25 protein-coding genes and 1 pseudogene are annotated in these 24,285 nt (G+C 32.8%); 19 read left to right on the top strand and 7 right to left on the bottom strand.

The genetic code is table 11. The features are described 5' to 3' along the window. Nucleotides 1-1,341, bottom strand: coding sequence for a signal recognition particle (locus tag AD998_04755; GenBank protein KOY88057.1), 1,341 nt, complete (start codon nucleotides 1,339-1,341; stop codon nucleotides 1-3). Between the two features lie 79 nt (nucleotides 1,342-1,420). Here AD998_04755 and AD998_04750 point away from each other — a divergent pair, with 79 nt between their 5' ends. The 7 genes from AD998_04750 to AD998_04720 all read left to right on the top strand — a co-directional run bounded on the left by AD998_04750 (nucleotide 1,421) and on the right by AD998_04720 (nucleotide 9,494). Next, a complete protein-coding gene (locus AD998_04750; protein ID KOY88056.1) occupies nucleotides 1,421-2,158 on the top strand; it encodes a hypothetical protein in 738 nt (245 codons plus the stop codon). 12 nt (nucleotides 2,159-2,170) lie between these two features. Then, entirely contained in the window at nucleotides 2,171-2,752 is a 582-nt protein-coding gene (locus AD998_04745; protein KOY85557.1) for a hypothetical protein, read from the top strand. A gap of 151 nt (nucleotides 2,753-2,903) precedes the next feature. Then, on the top strand, nucleotides 2,904-4,340 hold the full coding sequence (locus tag AD998_04740; protein ID KOY85556.1) for a cysteine desulfurase: 1,437 nt from the start codon (nucleotides 2,904-2,906) through the stop codon (nucleotides 4,338-4,340). 126 nt (nucleotides 4,341-4,466) lie between these two features. Further along, entirely contained in the window at nucleotides 4,467-5,291 is an 825-nt protein-coding gene (locus tag AD998_04735; GenBank protein KOY85555.1) for a hypothetical protein, read from the top strand. Nucleotides 5,292-5,321: 30 nt separating this feature from the next. After that, complete coding sequence (locus AD998_04730; protein ID KOY85554.1) at nucleotides 5,322-7,403, top strand: hypothetical protein; 2,082 nt, start codon at nucleotides 5,322-5,324, stop codon at nucleotides 7,401-7,403. 9 nt (nucleotides 7,404-7,412) lie between these two features. Then, nucleotides 7,413-8,243, top strand: a complete 831-nt coding sequence (locus tag AD998_04725) for a hypothetical protein (protein KOY85553.1) — start codon at nucleotides 7,413-7,415, stop codon at nucleotides 8,241-8,243. Nucleotides 8,244-8,255: 12 nt separating this feature from the next. Next, nucleotides 8,256-9,494 carry a hypothetical protein gene (locus AD998_04720; GenBank protein KOY85552.1) on the top strand — a complete coding sequence of 413 codons (1,239 nt, stop codon included), beginning with the start codon at nucleotides 8,256-8,258 and terminating at the stop codon, nucleotides 9,492-9,494. Between the two features lie 54 nt (nucleotides 9,495-9,548). Here AD998_04720 and AD998_04715 read toward each other — a convergent pair whose 3' ends face one another. Together AD998_04715 and AD998_04710 are read right to left on the bottom strand one after the other, a co-directional pair. Then, on the bottom strand, nucleotides 9,549-10,655 hold the full coding sequence (locus AD998_04715) for a lipid-A-disaccharide synthase (GenBank protein KOY85551.1): 1,107 nt from the start codon (nucleotides 10,653-10,655) through the stop codon (nucleotides 9,549-9,551). After that, on the bottom strand, nucleotides 10,652-11,509 hold the full coding sequence (locus AD998_04710; GenBank protein ID KOY85550.1) for a hypothetical protein: 858 nt from the start codon (nucleotides 11,507-11,509) through the stop codon (nucleotides 10,652-10,654). The genes AD998_04715 and AD998_04710 overlap by 4 nt, the downstream gene beginning before the upstream one ends. A gap of 102 nt (nucleotides 11,510-11,611) precedes the next feature. On the opposite strand from AD998_04710, the gene AD998_04705 reads away from it, so the two are divergent. Genes AD998_04705 through AD998_04695 form a run of 3 tightly spaced genes read left to right on the top strand, consistent with a single transcriptional unit; the run spans nucleotide 11,612 to nucleotide 14,541 of the window. Continuing rightward, nucleotides 11,612-12,904, top strand: coding sequence for a UDP-N-acetylmuramoyl-tripeptide--D-alanyl-D-alanine ligase (locus AD998_04705; protein KOY85549.1), 1,293 nt, complete (start codon nucleotides 11,612-11,614; stop codon nucleotides 12,902-12,904). A 51-nt stretch (nucleotides 12,905-12,955) separates the two neighbouring features. Beyond that, the gene (locus AD998_04700; protein ID KOY85548.1) at nucleotides 12,956-14,089 is read left to right on the top strand and encodes a hypothetical protein; all 1,134 of its coding nucleotides are present in this window, start codon (nucleotides 12,956-12,958) and stop codon (nucleotides 14,087-14,089) included. Between the two features lie 26 nt (nucleotides 14,090-14,115). Continuing rightward, nucleotides 14,116-14,541: a hypothetical protein gene (locus tag AD998_04695; protein ID KOY85547.1), complete on the top strand. Its 426-nt coding sequence runs from the start codon at nucleotides 14,116-14,118 to the stop codon at nucleotides 14,539-14,541. 30 nt (nucleotides 14,542-14,571) lie between these two features. Here AD998_04695 and AD998_04690 read toward each other — a convergent pair whose 3' ends face one another. Further along, the gene (locus AD998_04690) at nucleotides 14,572-15,333 is read right to left on the bottom strand and encodes an RNA methyltransferase (GenBank protein KOY85546.1); all 762 of its coding nucleotides are present in this window, start codon (nucleotides 15,331-15,333) and stop codon (nucleotides 14,572-14,574) included. A 35-nt stretch (nucleotides 15,334-15,368) separates the two neighbouring features. Here AD998_04690 and AD998_04685 point away from each other — a divergent pair, with 35 nt between their 5' ends. From AD998_04685 to AD998_04675, 3 genes are read left to right on the top strand one after another with little or no spacing between them, the layout of a single operon-like run. Continuing rightward, on the top strand, nucleotides 15,369-16,514 hold the full coding sequence (locus AD998_04685; GenBank protein KOY88055.1) for a hypothetical protein: 1,146 nt from the start codon (nucleotides 15,369-15,371) through the stop codon (nucleotides 16,512-16,514). 7 nt (nucleotides 16,515-16,521) lie between these two features. Continuing rightward, entirely contained in the window at nucleotides 16,522-17,181 is a 660-nt protein-coding gene (locus tag AD998_04680; GenBank protein KOY85545.1) for a tRNA (guanine-N7)-methyltransferase, read from the top strand. A gap of 16 nt (nucleotides 17,182-17,197) precedes the next feature. Then, the gene (locus tag AD998_04675; GenBank protein KOY85544.1) at nucleotides 17,198-17,503 is read left to right on the top strand and encodes a hypothetical protein; all 306 of its coding nucleotides are present in this window, start codon (nucleotides 17,198-17,200) and stop codon (nucleotides 17,501-17,503) included. Here AD998_04675 and AD998_04670 read toward each other — a convergent pair. The 3 genes and pseudogenes from AD998_04670 to AD998_04660 form a co-directional block, all read right to left on the bottom strand. Then, entirely contained in the window at nucleotides 17,454-18,443 is a 990-nt protein-coding gene (locus AD998_04670) for a hypothetical protein (protein ID KOY85543.1), read from the bottom strand. The genes AD998_04675 and AD998_04670 overlap by 50 nt on opposite strands. 446 nt (nucleotides 18,444-18,889) lie before the next feature. Further along, nucleotides 18,890-19,180 (bottom strand): annotated as a pseudogene (locus tag AD998_04665) (hypothetical protein). A gap of 173 nt (nucleotides 19,181-19,353) precedes the next feature. Next, nucleotides 19,354-20,634, bottom strand: coding sequence for an isocitrate lyase (locus AD998_04660; GenBank protein ID KOY85542.1), 1,281 nt, complete (start codon nucleotides 20,632-20,634; stop codon nucleotides 19,354-19,356). Nucleotides 20,635-20,976: 342 nt separating this feature from the next. On the opposite strand from AD998_04660, the gene AD998_04655 reads away from it, so the two are divergent. From AD998_04655 to AD998_04630, 6 genes are all read left to right on the top strand, one after another. Next, nucleotides 20,977-21,645 carry a hypothetical protein gene (locus AD998_04655; protein KOY85541.1) on the top strand — a complete coding sequence of 223 codons (669 nt, stop codon included), beginning with the start codon at nucleotides 20,977-20,979 and terminating at the stop codon, nucleotides 21,643-21,645. 65 nt (nucleotides 21,646-21,710) lie between these two features. Further along, complete coding sequence (locus AD998_04650; GenBank protein ID KOY85540.1) at nucleotides 21,711-22,232, top strand: deoxycytidine triphosphate deaminase; 522 nt, start codon at nucleotides 21,711-21,713, stop codon at nucleotides 22,230-22,232. 32 nt (nucleotides 22,233-22,264) lie between these two features. Further along, the gene (locus tag AD998_04645; protein KOY85539.1) at nucleotides 22,265-22,798 is read left to right on the top strand and encodes a hypothetical protein; all 534 of its coding nucleotides are present in this window, start codon (nucleotides 22,265-22,267) and stop codon (nucleotides 22,796-22,798) included. A gap of 1 nt (nucleotide 22,799) precedes the next feature. Beyond that, a complete protein-coding gene (locus AD998_04640) occupies nucleotides 22,800-23,249 on the top strand; it encodes a GNAT family acetyltransferase (GenBank protein ID KOY85538.1) in 450 nt (149 codons plus the stop codon). Between the two features lie 94 nt (nucleotides 23,250-23,343). After that, nucleotides 23,344-23,700: a ferredoxin gene (locus AD998_04635; GenBank protein ID KOY85537.1), complete on the top strand. Its 357-nt coding sequence runs from the start codon at nucleotides 23,344-23,346 to the stop codon at nucleotides 23,698-23,700. Nucleotides 23,701-23,774: 74 nt separating this feature from the next. Continuing rightward, entirely contained in the window at nucleotides 23,775-24,272 is a 498-nt protein-coding gene (locus tag AD998_04630) for an acetyltransferase (protein KOY85536.1), read from the top strand. Nucleotides 24,273-24,285: the final 13 nt, after the last annotated feature.

The following is a 24,285-nucleotide window of genomic DNA, read 5'->3' as shown; positions in this document are numbered from 1 at the left end:
TTATCTACCTAACATTTTACCCAAGCCTTTACCCATATTTTGCATTTGATTAACCTTTTTAATCATTTTCTTCATTTCATCAAATTGCTTGATAAGGGCATTTACTTCTTGGATACTAGTCCCACTACCATCTGCGATACGCTTTCTACGACCACCACTACCATTTCCACTGGTAAGTAATTGAGGATTGGTTCTTTCTTTTTTAGTCATTGAGAAAATGATAGCTTCTGTCGATTTGAAAGCATTCTCATCAATATCTATATCTTTCATGGCTTTTCCCATTCCTGGTATCATGGCTACCAAGTCTTTGAAATTACCCATTTTCTTAATTTGTTGTAACTGGGAAAGGAAATCATCAAAATTAAACTGATTTTGACGAAGTTGTTTATTTAATCTTTCAGATTCTTTTTCATCAAATACTTGTTGAGCTTTTTCAACAAGTGACACAACGTCTCCCATACCCAAGATACGCCCTGCCATACGTTCAGGATAGAAAACGTCAATAGCATCCATTTTCTCGCCTGTACCTACAAATTTAATAGGCTTTTCAACAACAGCTCTGATAGAAAGAGCAGCCCCACCACGTGTATCACCATCCAATTTAGTTAGTACAACACCTGTAAAGTTTAGCCTTTCATTGAATGCCTTGGCTGTGTTTACAGCATCTTGTCCAGTCATGGAGTCTACAACAAACAGAATTTCAGAAGGATTGAGAGCATTTTTCACTTTCTCAATTTCTTGCATCATTTCCTCATCTATTGCCAAACGTCCTGCTGTATCAACAATTAGGATTTGTTTGTTATTTTCTTTTGCATATTTTACTGCATTTTGGGCAATCTGAACAGCATTTTTATTGTCTGGCTCAGCATATACGTCTACTCCTATTTGCTCACCAAGTGTTTTTAACTGATCAATTGCAGCAGGTCTGTAAATATCACAAGCAGCAAGCAATACATTTCTGTTTTGTTTTTTGAGATAGCTTGCTAATTTACCTGAAAAAGTAGTTTTACCAGAACCTTGCAAACCTGACATTAGTATAACAGCAGGATTACCACTCAAAACCATGTCTGTTTTTTGTCCACCCATCAGATTTGCCAACTCATCATTGACAATCTTTACCATCATCTGCCCTGGTTCTACGGCAATTAAGATTTTTTGTCCTAACGCTTCTTCCTTGATTTTATCTGTGATATCTTTAGCTATCTTATAATTTACGTCAGCATCTACCAAAGCTCTGCGAATATCTTTGATGGCTTCTGCAATATTTATTTCGGTAATTCTGTTTTTACCTTTGATTACCTTTAAGGCACTGTCTATCCTTTCGCTTAAACTTTCAAACATAATTTGTATGTTATAATTTCCAATCGTAATTTTGAGAACTGCAAAGTTAGTATTTTTAATCATTTTTTCAAAAAAACTCATGGAACATTCTGCTTGGTTTGCCACTTGGTTCAATTCACCTTTTTATCATATTCTCTACAAACACAGAGATGATACAGAAGCCAGAATTTTTATGAGTAATTTGGCTGAATATCTGAATCTTCCAGCAAAATCTAAAATACTTGATGCCGCTTGTGGGAAAGGCAGACATTCAGCATTTTTAAGTAGCAATGGTTTTGAGGTAACAGGCTTCGATTTAGCTCCTGAAAGTATTGCAGAAGCCAAGAAAAACTATGCAGATTTGCCTAATCTTGAGTTTTTTGTGTATGATATTAGAGAAACCTTTAGAGCAGATTATTTTGATTATGTTTTTAATCTATTTACCAGTTTTGGTTATTTTGAAACTGATGATGAAAACGTAAAGACTATTCAGGCTTTAAAGAATAGCCTCCATGAAAAAGGTATTTTGGTGATTGACTTTTTCAATGCTGATAAAATCACCAAAATATTGCCTTGTAAAGACCAGAAGAATATTGATGGAATAAATTTTTCTATTGAGAAATCTTTACAGAATAGAATTATTGTCAAAGATATTCGTTTTGAACACAAAGGGAAACCTCATCACTTTCAAGAACGAGTAATGGCTATTACAGAACAAGACTTTAGAAACTATTTTGAGTCTTGTGGACTTTCTGTACAAGCTTGTTTTGGAAGTTACTCTTTAGACAAATTTGATATAAATACTTCGGAAAGAATGATTTGGATTCTAAAGAAGTAAGCATTTATTTTCATGGAAATTGAAAATCACCCATTCATCGAGTTACCTGATTATAAAGCAGATACAATCATTTTGGGTTCTTTTGCTTGTCTCAAAAATGATAGTTATGGCGAGTGGTTTTATTTGGCAAGTGGAAAGTCAAATTTCTGGCGTTTAATTGAAAAAACTTTTGATAAAACCTTACCTACCACTCAAGATAAGAAAGATTTGATGAAAGAAAAGCAAATCTGGATTACAGATGTAGCCACTCAAGCTATTCGTAAAAAAGAAAATCATGGTTGTTTAGATACAAACCTCAAAATTTTAGAATATAATATTGATTTTATTCAAGAAGTTTTAAATACCAACAAGATAGAAAAAGTGTTGTGTACTTCAGTTTGGGTAGCAGAACTTTGGGAAAAGAAAATTGCTCTCAGACTTACTTTTTCTCAAAAAATAGACCTTATACGTTTACCATCACCTTCTCCAATGGCAGATCGAGCCATCAGAAGAAATGATGAATATAAAAAATTGGTAGAACAAGATGCTACATTCAATCCCTTTCAGTTTAGGCTCAAAAAGTTTAAAGAAGGTTTTGGGATATCTAATTTATAAGGGTGTATATTTTGTAATATTCTTATCTCTATTTTATCCTATTTTATTTGAGATACAATATTTTAGAAAATAAAAGCTCTGACAAAGAACATTTTTCTCAGAAAAATGTTATACATTTGTAATGTAAAATCATTCTAAATAAGACTGTTGTATGAATGAAGTTTTAGTAGAACATATCAATTCTGACTATAAATATGGATTTGTGAGTGCCTTAGAAGCTGAAGAAGCTCCCAAAGGTCTCAATGAAGATATTATTCGTTTTATTTCTGCCAAAAAAAATGAGCCTGCATGGATGACTGAATGGCGTTTAGACGCTTATTATAAGTGGCTAACCATGAAAGAACCTCACTGGCAAAATGTACATTATCCATCCATTGATTATCAAGACATTATATACTATTCTGCCCCTAAACAGAAAGTAAAAATTGATAGTTTAGACGAAATAGACCCCGAAATTTTAAAGACTTTTGAAAAATTAGGAATTTCTTTAGATGAGCAAAAACGTTTGACAGGTGTAGCTGTTGATGCTGTGATTGATAGCATTTCCGTAGCTACTACTTTCAAAACAAAATTGGCAGAATTGGGTATTATTTTCTGCTCTATGAGTGAGGCCGTGGAAAATCACCCTGAACTTGTGAAGAAATATTTGGGTTCAGTTGTGCCTGTAAGCGATAATTTTTTCTCTGCTCTCAATTCGGCTGTATTTTCTGATGGTTCTTTTGTGTATATTCCCAAAGGCATTCGTTGCCCAATGGAATTAAGCACTTATTTCCGTATTAATGCGTCTGGTACAGGGCAATTTGAGCGTACGCTTATTGTTGCTGATGAAGGTAGTTATGTAAGTTATTTGGAAGGTTGTACAGCACCTATGCGTGATGAGAACCAATTACATGCAGCTGTTGTTGAGCTCATTGCATTAGACAATGCTGAAATCAAATATTCAACGGTACAAAACTGGTACCCTGGTGATAAAAATGGTAAAGGAGGTATTTATAACTTTGTTACCAAAAGAGGTATTTGTGCTGGTGTAAATTCTAAAATTTCTTGGACACAAGTAGAAACAGGTTCAGCCATTACTTGGAAATATCCTTCTGTGATTCTAAAAGGTGATAACTCTATTGGAGAATTTTACTCTGTAGCAGTTACCAACAATATGCAACAAGCCGATACAGGTACAAAAATGATACACTTGGGTAAAAATACCAAGAGTCGTATCGTAAGTAAAGGTATTTCGGCTGGTAAGAGTCAGAACTCTTATCGTGGACTTGTAGAAGTACACAAACGTGCTGAAAATGCTCGTAATTTCTCTCAATGTGATAGTTTACTGATGGGCGATTTGTGTGGAGCTCATACTTTCCCATACATTGAAGTAAAAAACCAGTCAGCAACTATCGAACATGAAGCGACTACTTCTAAAATTGGAGAAGACCAGATTTTCTATTGCAATCAGAGAGGTTTATCCACTGAAACTGCTGTAGCCCTTATTGTAAATGGTTATGCTAAAGAAGTATTAAATCAATTGCCTATGGAGTTTGCCGTAGAAGCTCAAAAACTACTTGCAATCAGTTTAGAAGGTAGTGTTGGATAGTTTGCAATAATAAATTTTATAAAGTAAAGTTATAATAAAACCTATAAGGTCTTAAAGACCTTATAGGTTTTTTAGTTTTAAAATGATTTTGTGTATAATTGTTCTCCGTAATCATTTTATTTTTCTATGATAGCCTGCATTAATGGTGTTTTTGAAGATTTAGAAAGTTCTTCTGCTTTGGTATTTAATCGAGCATTTGAATACGGGGATGGCATATTCGAAACGATTATTGTAAGAAATAATATTATTTGTTTTTGGCAAGACCATTTCGAGAGGCTTTTAAGTGGTATGAAGGCTCTTTATTTTAATATTTCTTCCTCATTTACAAAAGATTACTTACAAAATATCATTTTTGAAGTAGCTCAAAAAAATGGTTTGAATCATAGTTTCCGTATTAAAATTAATGTGTGGCGAGAAACTGGCGGACTTTATACTCCTCTAAATAACACTTTTCATTGGCTTGTAAGAGTATTTCCTGCTACAGACAAGCACAATTATATTAAAGAAAAAGCTGTTTTTTTTGAAGATATTCGTTTGATAGCATCCAGTATTTCACCTTATAAAACACTCAATGCTTTACCTTATGTATTGGCTGGCATTTACAAACAACACCAGCAAGCTGATGAAGTGATAATGCTTAGTTCCGAAAATTTTATTGCAGAAACTTTAGCATCCAATATATTTTGGATTAAAAGTAACGTTATCTGTTATCCATCTCTTGCTTGTGGCGGGAAAAAAGGTATTCTACAAACTCAAATTATCAGAAAAGCAAAAGAGTTAAATATTCACATAAAAGAGGGATTTTTTTTAAAAAATGATATTTTAGAGGCTGATGTCGTTTTTACAAGTAATGTGGCTGGTATCGAAAGTATCAAAAAGATTGAAAATACACTTTATCAGACTGAACATTCTTACATAACCGAATTTAGAAAACTGATAAATTTTGATTAAATTACACACTAAATTATTAAATAATAAGCTATGAGTTTCTTATATCCTTCATTTTTGTGGGCTTTATTTGTATTAGCAATACCTATTATTATTCATATTTTCAATTTCAGGAGAGTTAAGAAAATTTACTTTACCAATGTACGCTTTCTAAAAGAACTCAAAACTGAAACCAATTCTTTCAAAACTCTGCGAGAAATCCTGATTTTATTAATGCGTTTGGGTTTACTTGCTTCACTAGTTTTTGCATTTGCACAGCCTTTTTTACCAAATCAGAACAAAAAATCGGTCTATGATGCTGGTAGCATTGTAAGTATCTATTTGGATAATTCTTACAGCATGCAAAATGAGTTAACCAAACGAAAATATCTTTCTTGGGCAAAAGAAAGCATTTCTGATTTGGCTAAAATATTTCCAAAATCAGCTAATTTTCAATTAGTTACTAATGACTTTAGAAACAGAGAGCAGTACACCATCAATACAGCCAAAGTAGAAGATATTTTAAGCGAAACCAATTACTCTAATAAAATCAGAGATTTACAAAGTGTACAAAATAGGCAAACATCCTTACTCAAACGCCTTGCCCCCAACGAAAAAAATCAGATTTTTTGGTTTTCCGATTTTCAAAAAAGTACTATTGGTGATTTGAATAAATTGCCTTTGGATACAAATTATCGTTATTATTTAGTTCCTCTCAAATCTAACGAACAAAACAATATCCACATTGATTCAGCTTGGCTTGCCAATCCCTTTGTGAAAGAAATGGAACAAAATACACTCAGTTTTACAATTCAGAATTATTCGGAAACACCTCAAGAAGATTTGATTGCTAAGTTATATATTGATGATTTACAAGTGTCTACCACCACTCTCAATATCCCTGCTGGTGGAAAAGCAAGTGGAAATTTCAGTTTCACAACACAAGGCAGAGGAGCAAAAAAAGGCAAGATAGTTATTGAAGATGAGCCTATTATATTTGATAATGAGTATTATTTTACACTCAATGTAGCTCCTAATATTCGAATTGCACATCTTTATGCAGGAGGAGGTAATACTTATATCCGTAATGTATACGCAAGTGAAAAAACTTTTAGAATTGAAAGTTATGATGCCAATACTTTTAATCCTGAAATTCTACCCAATATAGATTTATTAATATTGGACAACCTAAATGACATTTCACAAAATCTTTCAAAAGAACTCAAAAGTTTTACTGAAAATGGTGGCAGTGTGCTGATTTTCCCTTCAGCTACACCCAATCTTAGTAGTTATTCAGAAGGGCTTTCGGGTTTAGGTGTACGAGGTATGCAGACAGAAAAAAGTGATTCTTTGGGCAAAAATACTTCTAAAACACTTCTACCTCCCAATATCAACAATCCTTTTTATGAGGGCATTTTTGAACAAAACCCTAAAAATGCAGATATGCCTTACGGAAATCCTGTAATCAGCTGGTTGGGAGTTAATAGTCAGCTTTTAGGGTTTAAAAATGGGAAGAACTTTCTTTCGGAATTTAGAAATGGACGTGGAAAAGTCTACTTATGTGCCTCACCTTTAGACCGTAGATTTACAGATTTCCCAACCAATGCTATTTTTGTACCTATCATGTACAAAATTGCTGCTCGTAGCTCTCAGCAAAATGAAAGAATAGCATATAATTTTCAAGAAAGAACCATTACACTTAGAGTTGCTAAAAGCAATAAAAACCAGGTGTTTAAACTTAAAAATGCTCAATCGGAGATTGTGCCTGCACAACGTTTGAATGGTGAGCAACTTATTTTAGAACTACCAGAACAAAGTATTGAAGCTGGTTATTACGATTTGACTATGGATGGCCAAACTATTGGAGCTTTGGCATTCAATTATGATAGAAAAGAATCACAAATGCAGTTTTATAGCATAGATGAGCTCAAAAAAGTTTTCAATAACAAAAAAAATGTTCAAATTTATGAAAAAGTAACAGATAAAGAGTTTATCAACGATTTCAAAGAGAAAAATATAGGTTCACCTCTTTGGAAATATTTTGTTTGGGTAGCACTTATTTTCTTACTTTTAGAAGTTTTAATTATTCGTTTTTTAAAAAAATCAAAATCAACAACATTAAGCACAGCTAATTAAGATTACATCATGGCAAAAGTAGCATTGATTACAGGTTCTACTGCAGGAATTGGCAAAGAAACAGCCTTAGGGCTTGCCAAAATGGGTATGGATTTAATTTTACCTATACGTAATGCTCAGAAAGGTGATGCTCTTAAAAAAGAGATTTTACAACAATCACCACAAGCACAAATAAAGTTTTATGATTGTAATTTAGCCTCCTTAAAATCTATTCAGGCTTGTGCTGAACAAGTAAAAAAGGATTATCCACAAATTCATATTCTTATCAACAATGCAGGAGTTTGGCAACAAAATCAAGCTCTTTCCGATGATGGTATCGAAATGACTTTCGCTGTGAATCATTTAGCACCTTTTTTACTTACCAATACGCTTTTAGATACTCTTAAAAATTCTGCTCCTGCACGCATTATCAATGTTGCTTCCGATTTACATCAAGGCAATATCAATTTTTCTGACATTGAATTTAAGAAAAGTTATAGTGGAATTGGAGCTTATAAACAGTCGAAATTGGCAAATATTTTGTTTACAAGATTCTTGGCTCAAAAATTAGAAGGAACAAATGTTACAGCCAATGCTCTGATGCCTGGTTTTATAGCTACTGAACTTTTTAGAAATATTCCTTCTTTTTTAAGATGGATTATTCCTATTTTTGCTAAAACACCCAAACAAGGAGCTCAAACAAGTATTTATTTGGCTACTTCTGAAGAAGTCAAATATACTTCTGGAGAGTATTTCAAAGATAAAAAACGAGGAAAATCTTCCTATAATTCAAAAAATACACAAACGGCTGAACGCCTCTGGGAAATAAGTGAACAGTATATTCAAAAAATTTTAGGTTAAAATATTAATAAGTTGGAGAAGAAAAAGATATATATTGGTTTAATCATCTTCATTGTGCTTTTTTTAGCCTCTATGCCTTTTTGGTATAATATTCAGCAAGCTCAAAAGAAAGCAAAAAAAATTGATTGGACACCCACATTTAAAAAAACCGAATCAAAGCCTTATGCCTCAATGGCTTTGTTCAATCTGATGGAAGATTTATTTCCTGAGAAAGATATTATCTTAAGAACAAAAATAGCTCCTAAAGATAGTTTACTGCAAAGCTTAGGTAAAAAATATAATTTATTTTTTGCTCATAAACAGATGGATAGTGATGCAGAGTTTTCTTCTGCCTTATATTTTTTTGTATCAGGTGGTGGAGAGGCTTTTATTGCAACTACACAATTCGATTATCATTTTTCAGAACTTTTGGGGGATATTTCTATTGGATATGAATCTTATGGTTCTAAAAACCTAACTGTTCAATTTACAAATCCAAAACTTCAGACTTCTTCCTCTTACAATTATCCCAATATTCAGGCTTATCATTATTTTACAAATTACAATAAGGAAGAATGTACAGTTTTAGCTTTAGATAATGAAGATAGACCTATTTTAATCAAAGTTCCTATTGGAAATGGTCATTTTTATTTATGCAGTGTACCTCTTATTTTTACAAATTTTGGGATGATTGATAAAAAAAATCATGAAGTAATCGCTAAAAGCCTTTCTTATTTACCCCTTAGAGATGTTCTTTGGGAAGATTTGCCCTCTTGGGAGTTCAACAGAAGAAATAATGGTAATAAAAATGATTCTCCTGAAGGCATCAAAGAACTTGCTTTTCTCAAAAAACATGACTCGCTTTGGTGGGCATTTTTACTTGCTTGTGCTTCTGTATTGGCATTTATCATTTTTAGAGCTAAAAGAGAACAAAGAGCTATTCCTATTCTCGAAAGACCTGTAAATACAAGTGTTGAATTTGCCCAAACTATCGGAAGACTTTATTTCAATCACCAAGACCACAAAAATTTGGCAGAAAAGAAAATTCTATACCTATTCGATTTTATCAGAAATCAGTTACAAATACCTATTCAAGATACTTTTGATAAAACCCTAATTGATAAAATAGCACAAAAAGCAGCTATACCAGAAGATGAAGTAAGTAATCTTTTCAAGCATATTCAAGATATTAAGAGTAAATCTCAAATTTCTGCTGAAGAATTAGCACAGACTAATACTCTAATCAATGATTTTAAGAAAAAATGCATCTAATTTTTTTGGTATTCAACCTGAAAAAAATTAGGAAGATTAATTTGATAATAGTTATTAGTTAGTCAAATACTGATACATCAGTTTTGCTGTGATTTCTGATGCTCCTGCAGTCCCCATCATTTTTTGGAGTGTTTGATAATCCTCTAATATATTTTTTCGAGTTTCACCACCTAAAGTTTTTTCTAATTCTTTTGTAAGATTTTTTGTATTGAGTTGGTCTTGGATTAGCTCTACAACTGTTTGTTTATTGAGTACTAAATTTACAAGAGATATATAAGGAACTTTAATCAGACGTTTAGCAATTTGATATGAAATCCAACTACCTTTATAGCATACTACTTGGGGTACATTGAATAGAGCTGTTTCTAAAGTTGCCGTTCCTGATGTTACCACAGCAGCATGAGCATGGGAAAGTAAATCGTAAGTTTGGTCGTAAATAATAGATATATTTAGTTTTTTACAATCTGTATAAAAACTTTCTGGTAAATTTTTTACCCCTGCCACTACCCATTGATACTCCTTAAAATCCTCATAAACAGAAAGCATCATAGGCAAAATAAGAGAAACTTCTCCTTTCCTACTCCCTGGTAAAAGAGCTATAATAGGTTTATTTTTATCGAGTTTATTGTTTTCAAAAAATTGAGCATTAGGGCTAAAAGCTCGAATAGCATCTAACAAAGGATTCCCTACAAAATCTACTTCATAATCAAATTGCTTGAAAAAGTCTTTCTCAAATGGAAAAATGACAAACATTTTATCAACATTCTGTTTGATTTTCAAAGCTCTTTTAGTATTCCATGCCCAAACTTTAGGAGAGATATAATAATAGCTCTTGATTTGATTGGCTTTACAGAATTTTGCAATACGCATATTAAAACCTGCATAATCTACCAAAATTACCACATCAGGTTTGTATTGGAGTATATCTTGTTTACATTCTTTTAAGAAACGAGCTATTTTTCTGATGTTGAGAAGCACCTCTATAAAACCCATAATAGCCATTTCTTGATAATGGCGTACTAATGTTCCTCCTACTGATTGCATTTGCTCTCCTCCATAAAATCTGTATTCAGCTTGAGCATCTAATTTCTTAATTTCTTTCATAAGATTAGATGCGTGCAAATCGCCAGAACGTTCTCCTACAACTAAATAGTATTTCATAAACTATTTTCTCGCTTTCTGACAATTTTATTCAATTCTATCATAAGAGCTATTAGAAACCCTAAAATAAAACCTATACCACCAAAAAGCATAATAGTTTCTTTTAATGATGATTTTTTAGGTTTTTGGAGATTTGCAAAATCTTTGATAACATGAATATCATTACCAAGTGCAATATTTTCTTTGACTTTTCTCTCTAATTCATAGAGTTTAAGAGCCTCAGTATAAATACTTCCTGAGTTACTCAATATAATTGTATTTTTAGAACTAGGACTTGCCTCTATAATTTTTTTCAAACTATCAATACTTCTAATTTCTTTTTGAATTTGTAACAAAAGGCTTTCTTGTCCTTCTTTATAAATTTTTGTTCTTTTTTGTACATAAGGAACATTTTCCAAATAATTCACTATACCATTTTGAAGCGTTTCCCACTGAGTATTATCTGTTATTTCTACACTAATAGCCATTGTTGAATCTCTACGAATATCTTTTTCTACATTTTTTTGGTAATCTCTATTGGGAATGGCTTTGATGGTTGTGATGGTTTTAAATGTTTCAGGAGGGATACCTGTTAATTTTTTAAACTCATTTTTATTATTCTCTTTTACCAAATCATCAAGTGTTAGAATATGCCCACTGATTTCAGAGCCAGAAAGTGACCTTGAAGAGATAATCATAGCAGAAAAATAACGAGGCAATATAAATAAGCTACTTGCTCCCCAACCTAACAACACTGAAATAATAGAAAAAATCAACATCAATTTATATCTCCTTTTAAAGAATTTATAAATTTTGATAACTAACTCTATCAAGTCTATTTCTTCATATCCTTGTTGTTGTGATGCCTGACTCATAAATCAATTTTTGAAAGGTTTACTGAAAAACTTCAGCAAAACTATGATTTTTTTAATTTTTTAGCAATTTATTTTTATTTTCACCCAGAAATTTAGACTTATATGACAAACATAGATACTTTATATCAAATATTTTTAAAAAACCCTACTATCAGTACAGATACACGTAAAATACAATCCAATAGCATTTTTTTTGCTTTGAAAGGAGCTAATTTTAATGGGAATGCTTTTGCCAAAGAAGCCCTTGGAAAAGGTGCTTTGTATGCTGTGATTGATGAAGCAGAATATAAAGAAAGTGAACAATATGTATTGGTAGATGATGTACTCAAAGCTCTTCAATCTTTAGCACGCAAGTATAGAGATAGTTTTCAAATTCCTTTTATTGCTGTGGGTGGGTCTAATGGAAAAACAACCACTAAAGAACTTATTTACAAGGTTTTATCCAAAAAATATAAAACATTTGCCACACAAGGCAATCTCAATAATCATATTGGTGTACCACTTACTTTGCTTTCTATACCCAAAGATACAGAAATGGCTGTGATTGAACTGGGTGCAAACCATGTTGGTGAAACAGCTGATTTGTGTGAAATTGCAAATCCAAATTATGGCCTTATTACCAATATTGGCTTAGATCATTTGGAAGGTTTTGGAAGCTTAGAAGGAGTAGCACAAGCAAATAGCGAACTATATTATCATTTACTCAAAAACAATGGAAAGATATTTTTAAACACAAACGAAGAACATTTGGTACGGATGGCTAATCGTTTTCCCAAAGAGCAAGTTTTTACCTATCCCAATGCTCCTGATTATTTTTCTGCAACTCTTTTACCATACGATTTTTATTTAAAATATGAAAATGAATCTAAAGAAGTAACTGAAACACAATTGATTGGAAAATATAATTTTGCAAACATTGCTACTGCTCTTTGTATTGGTAAATATTTTGATGTTCCTGCTCATGTAGCCAATGAAGCCATTACTGAATACACACCTAGTAATAACAGGTCTCAATTACTCAGAAAAGGTTCTAACACTATTATTTTAGATGCTTACAATGCCAATCCCAGCTCTATGAAAGAAGCTGTTGAAAATTTGGATACTACTCCATCAGAAAAAAAAATAGCTATTTTAGGACAAATGAATGAAATGGGAGCTTTCAGTAAGCAAGAACACGAAAATTTAGGAAAATTGCTTGCTTCTAAAAATATAGAAACCATTGTTTTGTATGGTGAAGAAATGCAATATGCTTTAAATTTTTTGCCCAAAGCCTATTATTTTACTGATAAGTTTTCGTTACACAATTGGTTACAAGACACCACACTTACCAATAGTCTCATTTTAATAAAAGGTTCAAGGGGTGCAAAAATGGAAACAGTATTAGATTTTTTATAAAAACGCTTTTTTTTCTCTGATTTTTAGTTATTTTTGAAAAAGTCTATTCGTATGGATAAACCTGTTTTTGCTCTAAAATCGTTTTGGTTAGCCATTCGATATTTTTTATTTTTGAATAATGAGCAAACCAAAATACTTCTATTAAGAAAAATTGAAGGCAATAAATCTGCTTTCGATTGGATAAGCACACTCGATAATCTTACAAAATTTGATGAGCATGCAGATAATGCTCGTCATACATGCTTTGTATTAGGTTGGTGGACATTTGGCTTATCTATTGTTTGGATAATTTTGGCAAGCATTCTGCAAAATAATGCCCTTGAGTTTTGGATAAAAACAGGGCTTTACTTTATAGATGGATATATTTTTAAAGTACTTTTGTTTATATTTTTTATCTCTTGGTTTTTTTATTTTTTATTCAAAAGAGTTGACTTAGAAAATCGGTTACGCCTTTTTGTTTATCCTCTTTTTAAGATATTTACAGAAGAAGGAAAAGAAAACTCTTTGATTTCTTTGAGTTGTCAATTGGGTGCTCCTCGTAGTAAACGTTATAAAACTGGTGTTAAGAAAAATTATACTCCTTCTGCTTTCAGCAAATGGATGAACAGAATTATGTTGAGTATCGTTGTATTGGGTGTTGTCATTGCTTTATTATATACTCTTTCATCTAACATTCCAATTTTCAAACAAATAGAGAGGCTACTCAACGAATTTATAGGGTTCTTTGCAGTCGGAAGTTTTGTATTATTATTTGTATGGATATTTAGCACGGTTGGTGGCAAATACCCTAAAATCACCAATACCATTTATACATATCCTTGGTTTAGTTTTTCAGCTCGTATGGCTGATGATACTGTTTTATCCGCCGATTTTGTAGATACATTACTTTCAAGAAAGGTTGTCAAAAGCAATCCAAGAGGTAAAATAAAAACCAAATACAAATATGGTATCAAAAGACTTATAAGTATCACCATCGGTTTTGATAAAGATAATTATAATTATAGTTCTTCATCTTCCCAAAAAGGAAGCTTTATTCAAGAAAAGCCTAATGACAAACGTCATACCTTTAAAATTAAAGATAAACAAAAAGAAGTTGCTATTGTTGAAAAGGTTAAATTACCCAATTTAGATAAATTTTTAGGATTGGTTGCAAAAGCCTATCAGAAAGTAAAACAAGCAGCCTAAAACTTATAAACATTATCAAAACCCCTATGAAACGTTGTCAAATTAAAACTGGTTTTTTTGTATTAAAGGAGTGTGGAGCAGTTGCAGTTGCACAATGTAGCAATTGTAAGAAAAACTTTTGTATAGACCATATTTTTGGAGGGTTACAAACTATCCAAAATAGAAAAAAAGATGAACAAAGTGGGCTGATTAAAACACAAACAGGAGAAGAGCCTATTTTGTGTTTAGAATGCTATGCTCAAAAGAATAAGGAAACTGTAAAAAAACAATATCAAGGAGGCTATACATCTGCCAATACTACTGACGATTTGTTATGGTATTTTTATATGAGAGATAGTTTTTATCATGATACAAGTTTCAGACCTTTTGATGATAACGACAAAGATAGTATCAAAACACATTCTAACGATTTTGATGATGATACCAGTACCAACACATTTCATGATAGTTAAATAAAAAAGGGCTTTTAAAAAAGCCCTTTTTTATTTTCGTTGTCTTACAGCTTCATACAAAACAACTCCTGCCGAAACTGAAACGTTAAGCGAAGATATTTGTCCAAACATAGGTATTTTAGCCAAATGGTCAGCTTGTTTGATAATATCGTTGGAAACACCTACATCTTCAGCTCCCATTACAATAGCCATAGGTGCTGTCATATCTATATCATATAAAAAATTGTCTGTTTTTTCAGTACATGCAACTATCTGAACACCTGCCTGTTGTAAATATTTAACTGTTTGCGAAAGACTTTTCACACGAGATACAGGTAGATAATGTAATGCCCCTGCTGATGTCTTAATGGCATCACTGCTGATTTGAGCCGAATTTTTTTCAGGAACAATGATAGCATGTACACCTGCACATTCGGCTGTACGAGCTATTGCTCCTAAATTGCGTACATCTGTAACACCATCTAAAAGTAGAAACAAAGGGGTTTCTCCTTTTTCAAAAACACCTTGCAATATGTCTTCAAATGAAGCATAACTGACTACTGAAAGGTATGCAATTGCTCCCTGATGATTTTTAGGAGTAATTTTATTGAGTTTGTAATCTGGTACTCTTTGTAAAAAAATCTTATTCTCTTTCGCTAAACTTAAAAGTTCTCCCATCAATTCCGATTTTCCTACATCTACCGATACCAAGAGTTTATCTATCTGCTTTTCTGCTTTGATAGCCTCTATGATGGCTCTAATGCCAAAAATGAAGTCTTTTGATTTACTTTCCACTATCGTTTTTTTTTGCAAGATACAGAAAAAAGCTATTTTTGAGGAAAAAATTTGTGCAAAGTCATTCTTTCAATATTCCTTTAGCCCTACCCCATTTAGCTGGCAACGAATGGAAATACATTCAGGATTGCCTTGAAACCAACTGGATTACATCTGTGGGCAAATATATTCCATTATTTGAGGATAAAGTAGCACAATACACAAAAAGCAAATATGCTATTGCTGTTTCAAGTGGCACTGCTGCATTGCATTTGGCTTTACTTGCTGTGGGTGTAGAAAGAAATGATATGGTTATTTTACCAAATTTGAGCTTTGTAGCAAGTGTCAATGCCATTCATTATTGTGGAGCAGAACCTTTATTTGTAGATATTACGCAAGATACTTGGCAACTTGATTCAACTTTACTTGAGAGTTTTTTAGAAAAAGACTGCTTTATTGAAAATAATAGTTGTTTCATTAAAAACTCTAAAAAAAGAATCAAAGCTATTTTGCCTGTTCATATTTTAGGTAATGTAGGCGAAATGCAAAATATTTTAACGTTAGCTCAAAAATATCATATTACTGTGGTTGAGGATGCTGCCGAGTCGTTGGGTAGTTTTTATAAAAATACACATACAGGGTGTTTAGCAGATGTTGGCATTATCAGTTTCAATGGAAATAAAGTAGTTACCACTGGTGGAGGTGGCATGATACTTACTCAAAACGAGCAAATTGCACAAAAAGTACGACATTGGGCAAATCAGTCAAAAGCAGATTTACATGAATATTATCATGATGAAGTAGGCTATAATTATCGCCTCATTAATCTACTGGCAGCCGTTGGACTTGCTCAAATGGAACAATTAGAGCATTTTTTAAAGCAAAAAAAATACATTTATCATTTTTATCACCAAAATTTATCAGCAAAAGTAACATTTCAGAAAAACTTGAGTGATGTGAAACCTAATAATTGGCTAACAACTTTTTTAAGCAATCAGAGTAAAACTATTCAAGAAGCTCTTGAAAAACAAGGCATTCAGACTCGCAAATTGTGGTATCCGCTTAATCGTTTGCCCATGCACCAAAATGCTACATATATTACAGAAAATGACCATACATGGCAGATTTATGAACAATCAGTTAGTTTGCCCTCTGGAGTTGGTTTAAAAGAAGAAAATTTAAAACAAATAGTCCAAACTATTTTAGAAGCAATTAAATAATACTTTTATGGGAAGAAAAAAATTAGACAGATTTGCTCAAAACGAACAGAGTTACAATGTTGTAGAAGATGGAAAGCCATTTTATGAAAACTGCAAAGGCAAATGGCAAGAAGAACATTTCAAAAATACAAATCCATTAGTATTGGAATTGGCTTGTGGACGTGGAGAGTACTCTGTGGGGCTTGCTGAACAATATCCTGAGAAAAACTTTGTAGGCGTGGATATCAAAGGGGCGAGAATTTGGAAAGGCAGCACCATTGCTATTGAAAAAGGGCTTGAAAATGTAGCTTTTTTGAGAACATATATTCAAAATTTAGAGCAATTTTTTGATAATAAAGAAGTTTTTGAAATTTGGATTATCCACCCAGACCCTCGCCCCAAAGAAGCAGACGCTCGCCGAAGATTGACTCACCCTCGTTTTTTGGAAATGTATAAAAATTTGCTTCAAAAAGATGGCTGGTTGCATTTCAAAACAGATAACACAGGGCTTTTTGATTATACTTTGGAAATTCTACAAGAACAAAAAATTAAAAATTTCTCTTACACCTACGACCTCCACAATTCTGAGTTTGCCAAAGACCATTTTGGTATCAAAACCAAATACGAAATAGCTTTTGAGGAAAAAGGTGAAAAAATTAAATATCTGAAATTTCAGTTTGAGGAATAGCAACTTTTAATAAAGTATGAATAGTTCATATAAAAACTTTTTCTCTATAATTTTATATACCATTCTGGCTATTATTGGCTCTAATGGAATAGCATTTTTATTAGCATACTTTATTGGAGGGATAATTTTTGAAATTCTATTGTTTGGTTCTGCTGTTGCTATCCCGTTTGGAATATTACATTATTGCTTTTTTGAAGATAAAAAACCTGCTTGGATAATTTTCCTTGCAGGTCTTTTAAATTTAGTTTTTTGGTATTATGTAGCTAGCCTAATTACGGATTACCCTTCAACCATTCCAACGTTTTGGAAAGCCCTTGTTTGAGGGGTGTTATTTGGTAACCCAATTCTTTTTGAGCTTTTTCACTGCTTACTTTCCAATCATAAAGGTATTTTTTTACAAAATTGGGGGTAATTAAAGGTGCTTTGCCAAAAGTATTTGCTATAAAAAGCTGTAAACGAGCAAAAGTCATCATCACGCCAATTGGCAAATTGAACAGACGAAGATGTTTGCCTGTAATTTCTCCAAACATATCAAAAAGCTCTTGATAGCTTACATTATCCCCACCCAAAATATATCTTTCGCCATTTCTGCCTTTTTGCATCGCCAAAATATGCCCTTGTACTACATCCTCTACAAATACATAATTGCCAATTCTTTTTCCATCACCAGGCATAATACGCCATTTTCCTTGGTGATAACGCTCCAAAAGCTTTGTTACAGCATTACTTTCGCTACGTTGCCCTCCACCATAAATGCGTGTAGGATTGAGGGTTACAATTTCTAAGCCTTTATCCAAATATTTTAGAGATTCTTGTTCTGAGATTGCTTTGGTTCTTTCATATTCAGTGCTGTGGGGTACAGTTTGGGGAGTATTTTCAGTTACTATTCCATTCACAGCAGGTCCCAAAACTCCAGCCGTAGATGTAAGCACCACTCTTTCAATACCTGCTTCTAATGCTTTTTCTAAGATATGAAGTGTTCCTTCTACATTCATTTTATAAAAAGCCTGTGGGTCTTTATCCCAAACTTTGGCATAAGCTGCCAAATGATACACTTCTGAGCAGTTTTCAATAGCTTTCTGGATTTTAGTAGGCTCTAATAAATCTCCTTCAAATATTTTAAATTGTTCATCAGGAAACATTTTTTTAGCCTTCGATACCGAACGAGCCAATAAATGTACTTCATTACCCTGTTTTACTAATTTTTTGGCTAACTGCTCCCCCACAAAACCTGTTGCTCCTGTAATAAATATTTTTGCCATAATTATATGCTGTTTTTAAACCAAAAAACTTGAAAATAGATTATTTTCAAGTTTCTCAATATATTTTGAATATTAAAAATCTAATCTGAACGGAATCCCAAAATACTTAAAATCGCTTTGATTCTATTTTTTTGAGGTTTTACAACACTCTCTTCTGTTTCCATTGTGGCGTGTTCAGATTTCTCCTTTTCTTGAATTTTTTCTTCAGACTGTTTGAGTTTCTGCTCTTTAAAAGCAGTTTCTCTATTTTCTCTGAAAGTATCATAGAAACTTTTCTCTTTTTCTTCCTTTTGTCTATTGACTTCAGCTGTTTTTTTCTGCTTTTCTACTAAATCGTTATGCTTTTTCAATAAATCATCCAAACGATTTTTATAGGTTTCAGAACTATGAAACACCTTTTCTTTCTCTTTTTTCTCAGTCTTCTCCTGAGTAGTTTTTTTGGTAGTTGTGGTTGTTTCTTGTTCTTTCTTTCGAAAAGAACCTACTTTTGTAGTAGTGGTTGGTTCCACTTTCTTATCTAAAATTGCTTTTCTTAGCTGATAATCGTAATAATTGCGTTTAATGGCATTTGAGAGGGTTGTATATGCCTCTTTTATCTCCATAAACATTTTTTCAGCAATGTCGTCGCCAGGGTTTACATCAGGATGCCAACGTTTAGCCAAATTTCTATACGCATTTTTTATCATCTCCGCCGAAGCACTCTCGGGTATTTCGAGTATAGTATAATAATTCTTCAATTTGGTTACAGATTTGCTAAAATACAGAATACTGATACAATAATGCTAAAAAAACACCCAAAAAACAATACAAAGTCTAGTTTTTTTTATGGTTTTCTATTTTGGGATTCTAAAAACAAAAATCCTCACCAAAGGCAAGGATTTTTATGGGAAACAACGCAATCTGTTTTTTTTTATTGATGAAATTGTTCTTCTTCTGTTGAACCTTTCAAAGCTACTGTAGAAGCTTCCCCAGATGTAATGACATTTTGAACTTCATCAAAATAACCAACACCTACAAAAGCTTGATGTTTAACAGCTTTGAAACCTTTAGACTGTAATGCAAATTCTTTTTGTTGCAATTCAGAATAGCCAGCCATTCCTTTTGCTTTATAAGAGCTTGCAAGTTCAAACATACTTGTATTAAGAGCATGGAAACCAGCCAAAGTAATAAATTGGAATTTATATCCTAAATCTGCCAAATCCTCACGGAAAGTAAGCATTTGTTCTTCTGAAAGTTTAGAAGCCCAGTTGAAAGATGGAGAACAGTTGTATGCCAACAATTTACCAGGGTATTGAGCATGAATAGCTTGAGCAAACTCTCTTGCTTCACCCAAATCAGGATGACTTGTTTCCATCCAAATCAAGTCGGCAAATGGAGCATATGCTAAACCTCTACTAATAGCTTGTTCCACACCACAATTCACATAGTAGAATCCTTCATTACTTCTTTTTCCTGTAACAAACTCTAAGTCTCTTGGATCTATATCACTTGTAAGTAGGTTTGCAGCATCAGCATCTGTACGAGCAACAATTACTGTAGGTACACCCATTACATCTGTTGCCAAACGAGCAGCAACCAACTTTTGAATAGCTTCTTGAGTAGGTACAAGCACTTTTCCTCCTAAGTGTCCGCACTTTTTAGCAGAAGAAAGTTGGTCTTCAAAATGAACACCAGAAGCACCTGCTTCAATCATCATTTTCATCAGTTCAAAGGCATTCAAATTACCTCCAAAACCTGCTTCAGCATCTGCTACAATAGGAAGTAAATAATCTGTATCTCCTTTACCTTCCATGTGCTGAATTTGGTCGGCACGCAAAAGAGCTTTATTGATTCTTTTTACTACAGCAGGCACACTATCAGCAGGGTACAAACTTTGGTCAGGATACATCTCTCCCGCTAAGTTAGCATCTGCCGCAACTTGCCATCCACTTAAATAGATAGCTTGTAAACCAGCTTGAGCTTCTTGGATTGCTTGGTTACCTGTTAGAGCTCCCAAACCTGCCACATAATGCTCTGAATTTAATTTTTTCCAAAGTTTTTCAGCTCCCAAACGAGCTAAAGTATATTCAATTTGTACTGAACCACTAAGTTTTACAACATCTTCGGCTGTGTAAGGGCGTTCGATACCTGCCCAACGAGGGTTAGTTGCCCAATCTTGTAAAAGCTGATTAATTTTTTCTTGGCGAGTCATAGAAAGTATCAGGTTTAAATTTTCAAAAATCTAAAAATCTATTTTATAAATGTTTTGATCGAATTCTGTTACAAATATAATCAGCGAAAAATAAAAGTCAAGCGAAATTTCGCTAAATTTTATTTTTTCGCAAAAATTCTTTTTTAGATTTTATTTTTTCTTGAATAAGTACAAATTTTAGTGCTGATTAGGAAGTTATTAATAAGCATATAAATAAAAAGACATTCTATTTTTTCTGCTTCTTATCTATACTTTTTACTCTTTTTTTCTTTCTCTAAAAAAAATTGGCAGGATAGTTGAAAACTACTACTTTTGTAACCGAACTCTTAACTCAAAAATACTATGTCTAAATTATTTACAATTTCTATGCTTTGGCTTGTTGGAATAACAAGTTGGGCTCAAAATACCATTTCAGGTGTTTGGTATAGTCCTAAAACAATGGAAGTTTTTGTCATTACAAAAGGCAAAACTCCACAGAGTATTGGTAAAGTATATTATGGGAAACAAGCTGAAAAATTTGTTGAAATTCCTGTGGTTTCTCAAGTTAAAACCAAAAATCAAAATGAATTGATGCAAGCTTATTATCAAGCTAAAATAGGGACAGCTACTGAAACTATTGATTTAACTTTTACATTGAGCGTTGCAGGTGAAATTTTGGAACGCAGAAACGCAGGTAAAAAAGCTGATTTTGGGCTAATTTCTAATAAGGTGAATGAAGCTACTATCACAAACGCTTCTGTTCGTTTACATGTAACAGATTTCTTAGTAAATAATAAATTTTCACAGGGAACTGACCAACTTACTTTTAAAGGAACAGACAATAATTTGAAAGCAGTATTTAAAGGAAAAGAAGCTGATGTAAAATTAAGCCCTAATGGACAAATCATTTCCTTCAATATTGCTCCTTGGGGAGCTGTAAAAGCTCGTCTGAGAGTAGAAGGTGCATGGATGTTGGATATTTCACAGGCCTCTGATGATAAAAAAGTAGTTTCTCTAGTTGCTGAAGATTAAAAAATTAAAGGCTGAACATAACGTTTAGCCTTTAATCTCTAAATTATAAAACAAAATAATTTTTTATGATACTTTCTGGTAAAGAAATTGAAAAAAGACTTGGTAAAGATATTTTTATAGACCCCTACCGCCCTGAACAACTCAATCCTAATAGTTATAATCTACGCCTTCACCACGAACTCCTTGTTTATGATGAAGATGTTTTAGATATGAAAAAACCTAATAAATTCAAATCAATTACTATTCCTGAAGAAGGTTTAGTATTAGAAACCAATAAACTTTATTTAGGTAGAACACTTGAATACACTCGTACTGATAATCATGTACCCATGCTTGAAGGGCGTTCTTCTATTGGTAGACTTGGCTTGTTTATCCATGTAACAGCAGGTTTTGGTGATGTGGGTTTTGCAGGATTTTGGACTTTAGAGATTTTCAGTGTACAACCCATTCGTATTTATGCAGGTGTAGAAATTTGCCAAATCTATTATCACAGCATTGATGGAGAGTATGAAAAATACAAAAGTGGAAAGTACCAGAATAACCAAAGTGTACAACCCAGTTTATTGTATAAAGACTTTGAAATATAGTCATTGACATTTTATAACTTAATTATTTGACTATGATACGTTTTGTTCTCATTATTATTAGTTGTAGTTTATTTGCTTGTGAAGATGATAAAAGTCTTGACAAGGTAAAACCCTATAAAGGAGCTATGATCGAATCGTATAATATTGAAACCCTTTATAGTGATTCGGCAAGGTTAAAAATGCGAATGAAAGCTCCCAAACAACTCCAACATCAAAGTGGGGATTTGGAGTATCCCAATGGCATAGAAGTTGTTTTTTTCAATACAAAAAAACAAGAAAGTACTCGCCTTACAGCTCTAAAAGGTTTTTATGATAAACAACAAAATCTTTATACAGCCACAGGCAAAGTGATTGTAAAGGATTTACTTGAAAATAAAACATTGAAAACAGAAGTTTTAAATTGGTCGCCAAACCAACAAAAAATATACACTGATAAATTTGTAGTAATAGAAAATGGGCCAAATATAATTAAAGGAGAAGGTTTTACAGCCAATCAGGATTTTCAGTATTATAAAATTTTAAAGCCTACTGGCTCAGGCATTATGAAGAAAAAAGAACAGAAGTAAAATGGATTTACAGATTAAAGAAGGAACACCACAAGATATACCTGCGTTGTTAGGGTTGATTAAAGAATTGGCTTTGTACGAAAAAGCTCCTGAGCAAGTCATCAATACTGAAGCAAAAATGCTTGAAGATGGTTTTGGTAAACAACCTATTTTTAAGTTTTGGCTTGCATGGGACAATGATATAGCTGTTGGAATGGCATTAGTATATTTCAGATACTCTACTTGGAAAGGAAAATGCTTATATCTTGAAGATTTATACATCAAAGATGAATATAGAAAGCATAAACTAGGTCATCAATTTTTTGATATATTAAAAGAATATGGTAAACAAGAAAATTGTCAACGTATTAGTTGGCAAGTATTAGAATGGAATGAACCTGCTATTAATTTTTACAAGAAAATTGGAGCATCTTTAGACCCTGAATGGACAAATGGATTCATGGAACTCTAAAATTTTCTTTGGTTTACAAGGAACTTTCTTACAAGAATATTGTTACTACATTGAAGTTTTTATATTTTTGCCTCAACCTTAAAGATAAATTGATATGGCTATCATGATAACTGACGAATGCATCAACTGTGGTGCATGCGAACCCGAATGTCCTAATACTGCTATTTATGAAGGTGGTGTAAAATGGACTTGGGCTGGTGGTACAAAACTAACAGAAGTAGAATTAGAGAAAGGCATCGTGATAGATGCAAAAGCACAACAAGCTCCTGTATCTGATGAGTTTTACTATATTGTAACTAATAAATGCACTGAGTGTGTAGGATTTCATGAAGAACCTCAATGTGCTGCTGTTTGTCCTGTGGATTGTTGTATCCCTGACCCCGAAAATGAAGAAGAAAAAGAAGAACTACTTGCTAAAAAAGCTTGGTTACACCAAGAAGTAGAAGCATAAAAAGAAAGCCTCAATTAAATTGGGGCTTTTTCTTTAAAATTGTTTAAATGATAAATTATACTAATTCAATATTTATGAGTTTTCAAGTCTTGAGTATAGAAAATGAACGTCAGTCTATCAACAATGTAAAAGTTGGCGAGAATGTTAAAATTTTTAAGTTTGTGAACCTCTATGGTTGTCAAATTGGAGATAATTCTAAAATTGGCTCTTTTGTAGAAATACAAAAAGGAGTTATTATTGGGGAAAATTGCAAAATTTCTTCTCATACTTTTATCTGTGAAGGTGTAACCATTGGCAATGGAGTATTTGTAGGACATAACGTAAGTTTTATCAACGATATGTATCCCAAAGCAGCCAATGCTGACGGTTCTTTGCAAACAGAAAGTGACTGGACTATGATTGAAACCGTTATAGGAGATAATGCCTCTATTGGTACAGGAGCTACCATTCTTGGAGGTATTCGGATAGGTAATAATGCTATGGTAGGTGCTGGTGCTGTTGTAACCAAAGACGTTCCCGATAATGCTGTAGTGGTAGGAAATCCTGCAAAAATCGTAAAAACACTTTCTTAAAGTAAAAAGCCCT

Source organism: bacterium 336/3 (assembly GCA_001281695.1).
Classification (GTDB): Bacteria; Bacteroidota; Bacteroidia; order Cytophagales; family Thermonemataceae; genus Raineya.
This window is presented reverse-complemented; position numbering and strand designations above follow the sequence as displayed.

What these genes read in the sequence shown, in the direction of transcription:
- AD998_04755 (KOY88057.1), bottom strand. Translation starts at nt 1,341, where the DNA reads ATGTTTGAAAGTTTAAGCGAAAGGATAGACAGTGCCTTAAAGGTAATC.
- AD998_04750 (KOY88056.1), top strand. Translation starts at nt 1,421, where the DNA reads ATGGAACATTCTGCTTGGTTTGCCACTTGGTTCAATTCACCTTTTTAT.
- AD998_04745 (KOY85557.1), top strand. Translation starts at nt 2,171, where the DNA reads ATGGAAATTGAAAATCACCCATTCATCGAGTTACCTGATTATAAAGCA.
- AD998_04740 (KOY85556.1), top strand. Translation starts at nt 2,904, where the DNA reads ATGAATGAAGTTTTAGTAGAACATATCAATTCTGACTATAAATATGGA.
- AD998_04735 (KOY85555.1), top strand. Translation starts at nt 4,467, where the DNA reads ATGATAGCCTGCATTAATGGTGTTTTTGAAGATTTAGAAAGTTCTTCT.
- AD998_04730 (KOY85554.1), top strand. Translation starts at nt 5,322, where the DNA reads ATGAGTTTCTTATATCCTTCATTTTTGTGGGCTTTATTTGTATTAGCA.
- AD998_04725 (KOY85553.1), top strand. Translation starts at nt 7,413, where the DNA reads ATGGCAAAAGTAGCATTGATTACAGGTTCTACTGCAGGAATTGGCAAA.
- AD998_04715 (KOY85551.1), bottom strand. Translation starts at nt 10,655, where the DNA reads ATGAAATACTATTTAGTTGTAGGAGAACGTTCTGGCGATTTGCACGCA.
- AD998_04710 (KOY85550.1), bottom strand. Translation starts at nt 11,509, where the DNA reads ATGAGTCAGGCATCACAACAACAAGGATATGAAGAAATAGACTTGATA.
- AD998_04705 (KOY85549.1), top strand. Translation starts at nt 11,612, where the DNA reads ATGACAAACATAGATACTTTATATCAAATATTTTTAAAAAACCCTACT.
- AD998_04700 (KOY85548.1), top strand. Translation starts at nt 12,956, where the DNA reads ATGGATAAACCTGTTTTTGCTCTAAAATCGTTTTGGTTAGCCATTCGA.
- AD998_04695 (KOY85547.1), top strand. Translation starts at nt 14,116, where the DNA reads ATGAAACGTTGTCAAATTAAAACTGGTTTTTTTGTATTAAAGGAGTGT.
- AD998_04680 (KOY85545.1), top strand. Translation starts at nt 16,522, where the DNA reads ATGGGAAGAAAAAAATTAGACAGATTTGCTCAAAACGAACAGAGTTAC.
- AD998_04675 (KOY85544.1), top strand. Translation starts at nt 17,198, where the DNA reads ATGAATAGTTCATATAAAAACTTTTTCTCTATAATTTTATATACCATT.
- AD998_04670 (KOY85543.1), bottom strand. Translation starts at nt 18,443, where the DNA reads ATGGCAAAAATATTTATTACAGGAGCAACAGGTTTTGTGGGGGAGCAG.
- AD998_04660 (KOY85542.1), bottom strand. Translation starts at nt 20,634, where the DNA reads ATGACTCGCCAAGAAAAAATTAATCAGCTTTTACAAGATTGGGCAACT.
- AD998_04655 (KOY85541.1), top strand. Translation starts at nt 20,977, where the DNA reads ATGTCTAAATTATTTACAATTTCTATGCTTTGGCTTGTTGGAATAACA.
- AD998_04650 (KOY85540.1), top strand. Translation starts at nt 21,711, where the DNA reads ATGATACTTTCTGGTAAAGAAATTGAAAAAAGACTTGGTAAAGATATT.
- AD998_04645 (KOY85539.1), top strand. Translation starts at nt 22,265, where the DNA reads ATGATACGTTTTGTTCTCATTATTATTAGTTGTAGTTTATTTGCTTGT.
- AD998_04640 (KOY85538.1), top strand. Translation starts at nt 22,800, where the DNA reads ATGGATTTACAGATTAAAGAAGGAACACCACAAGATATACCTGCGTTG.
- AD998_04635 (KOY85537.1), top strand. Translation starts at nt 23,344, where the DNA reads ATGGCTATCATGATAACTGACGAATGCATCAACTGTGGTGCATGCGAA.
- AD998_04630 (KOY85536.1), top strand. Translation starts at nt 23,775, where the DNA reads ATGAGTTTTCAAGTCTTGAGTATAGAAAATGAACGTCAGTCTATCAAC.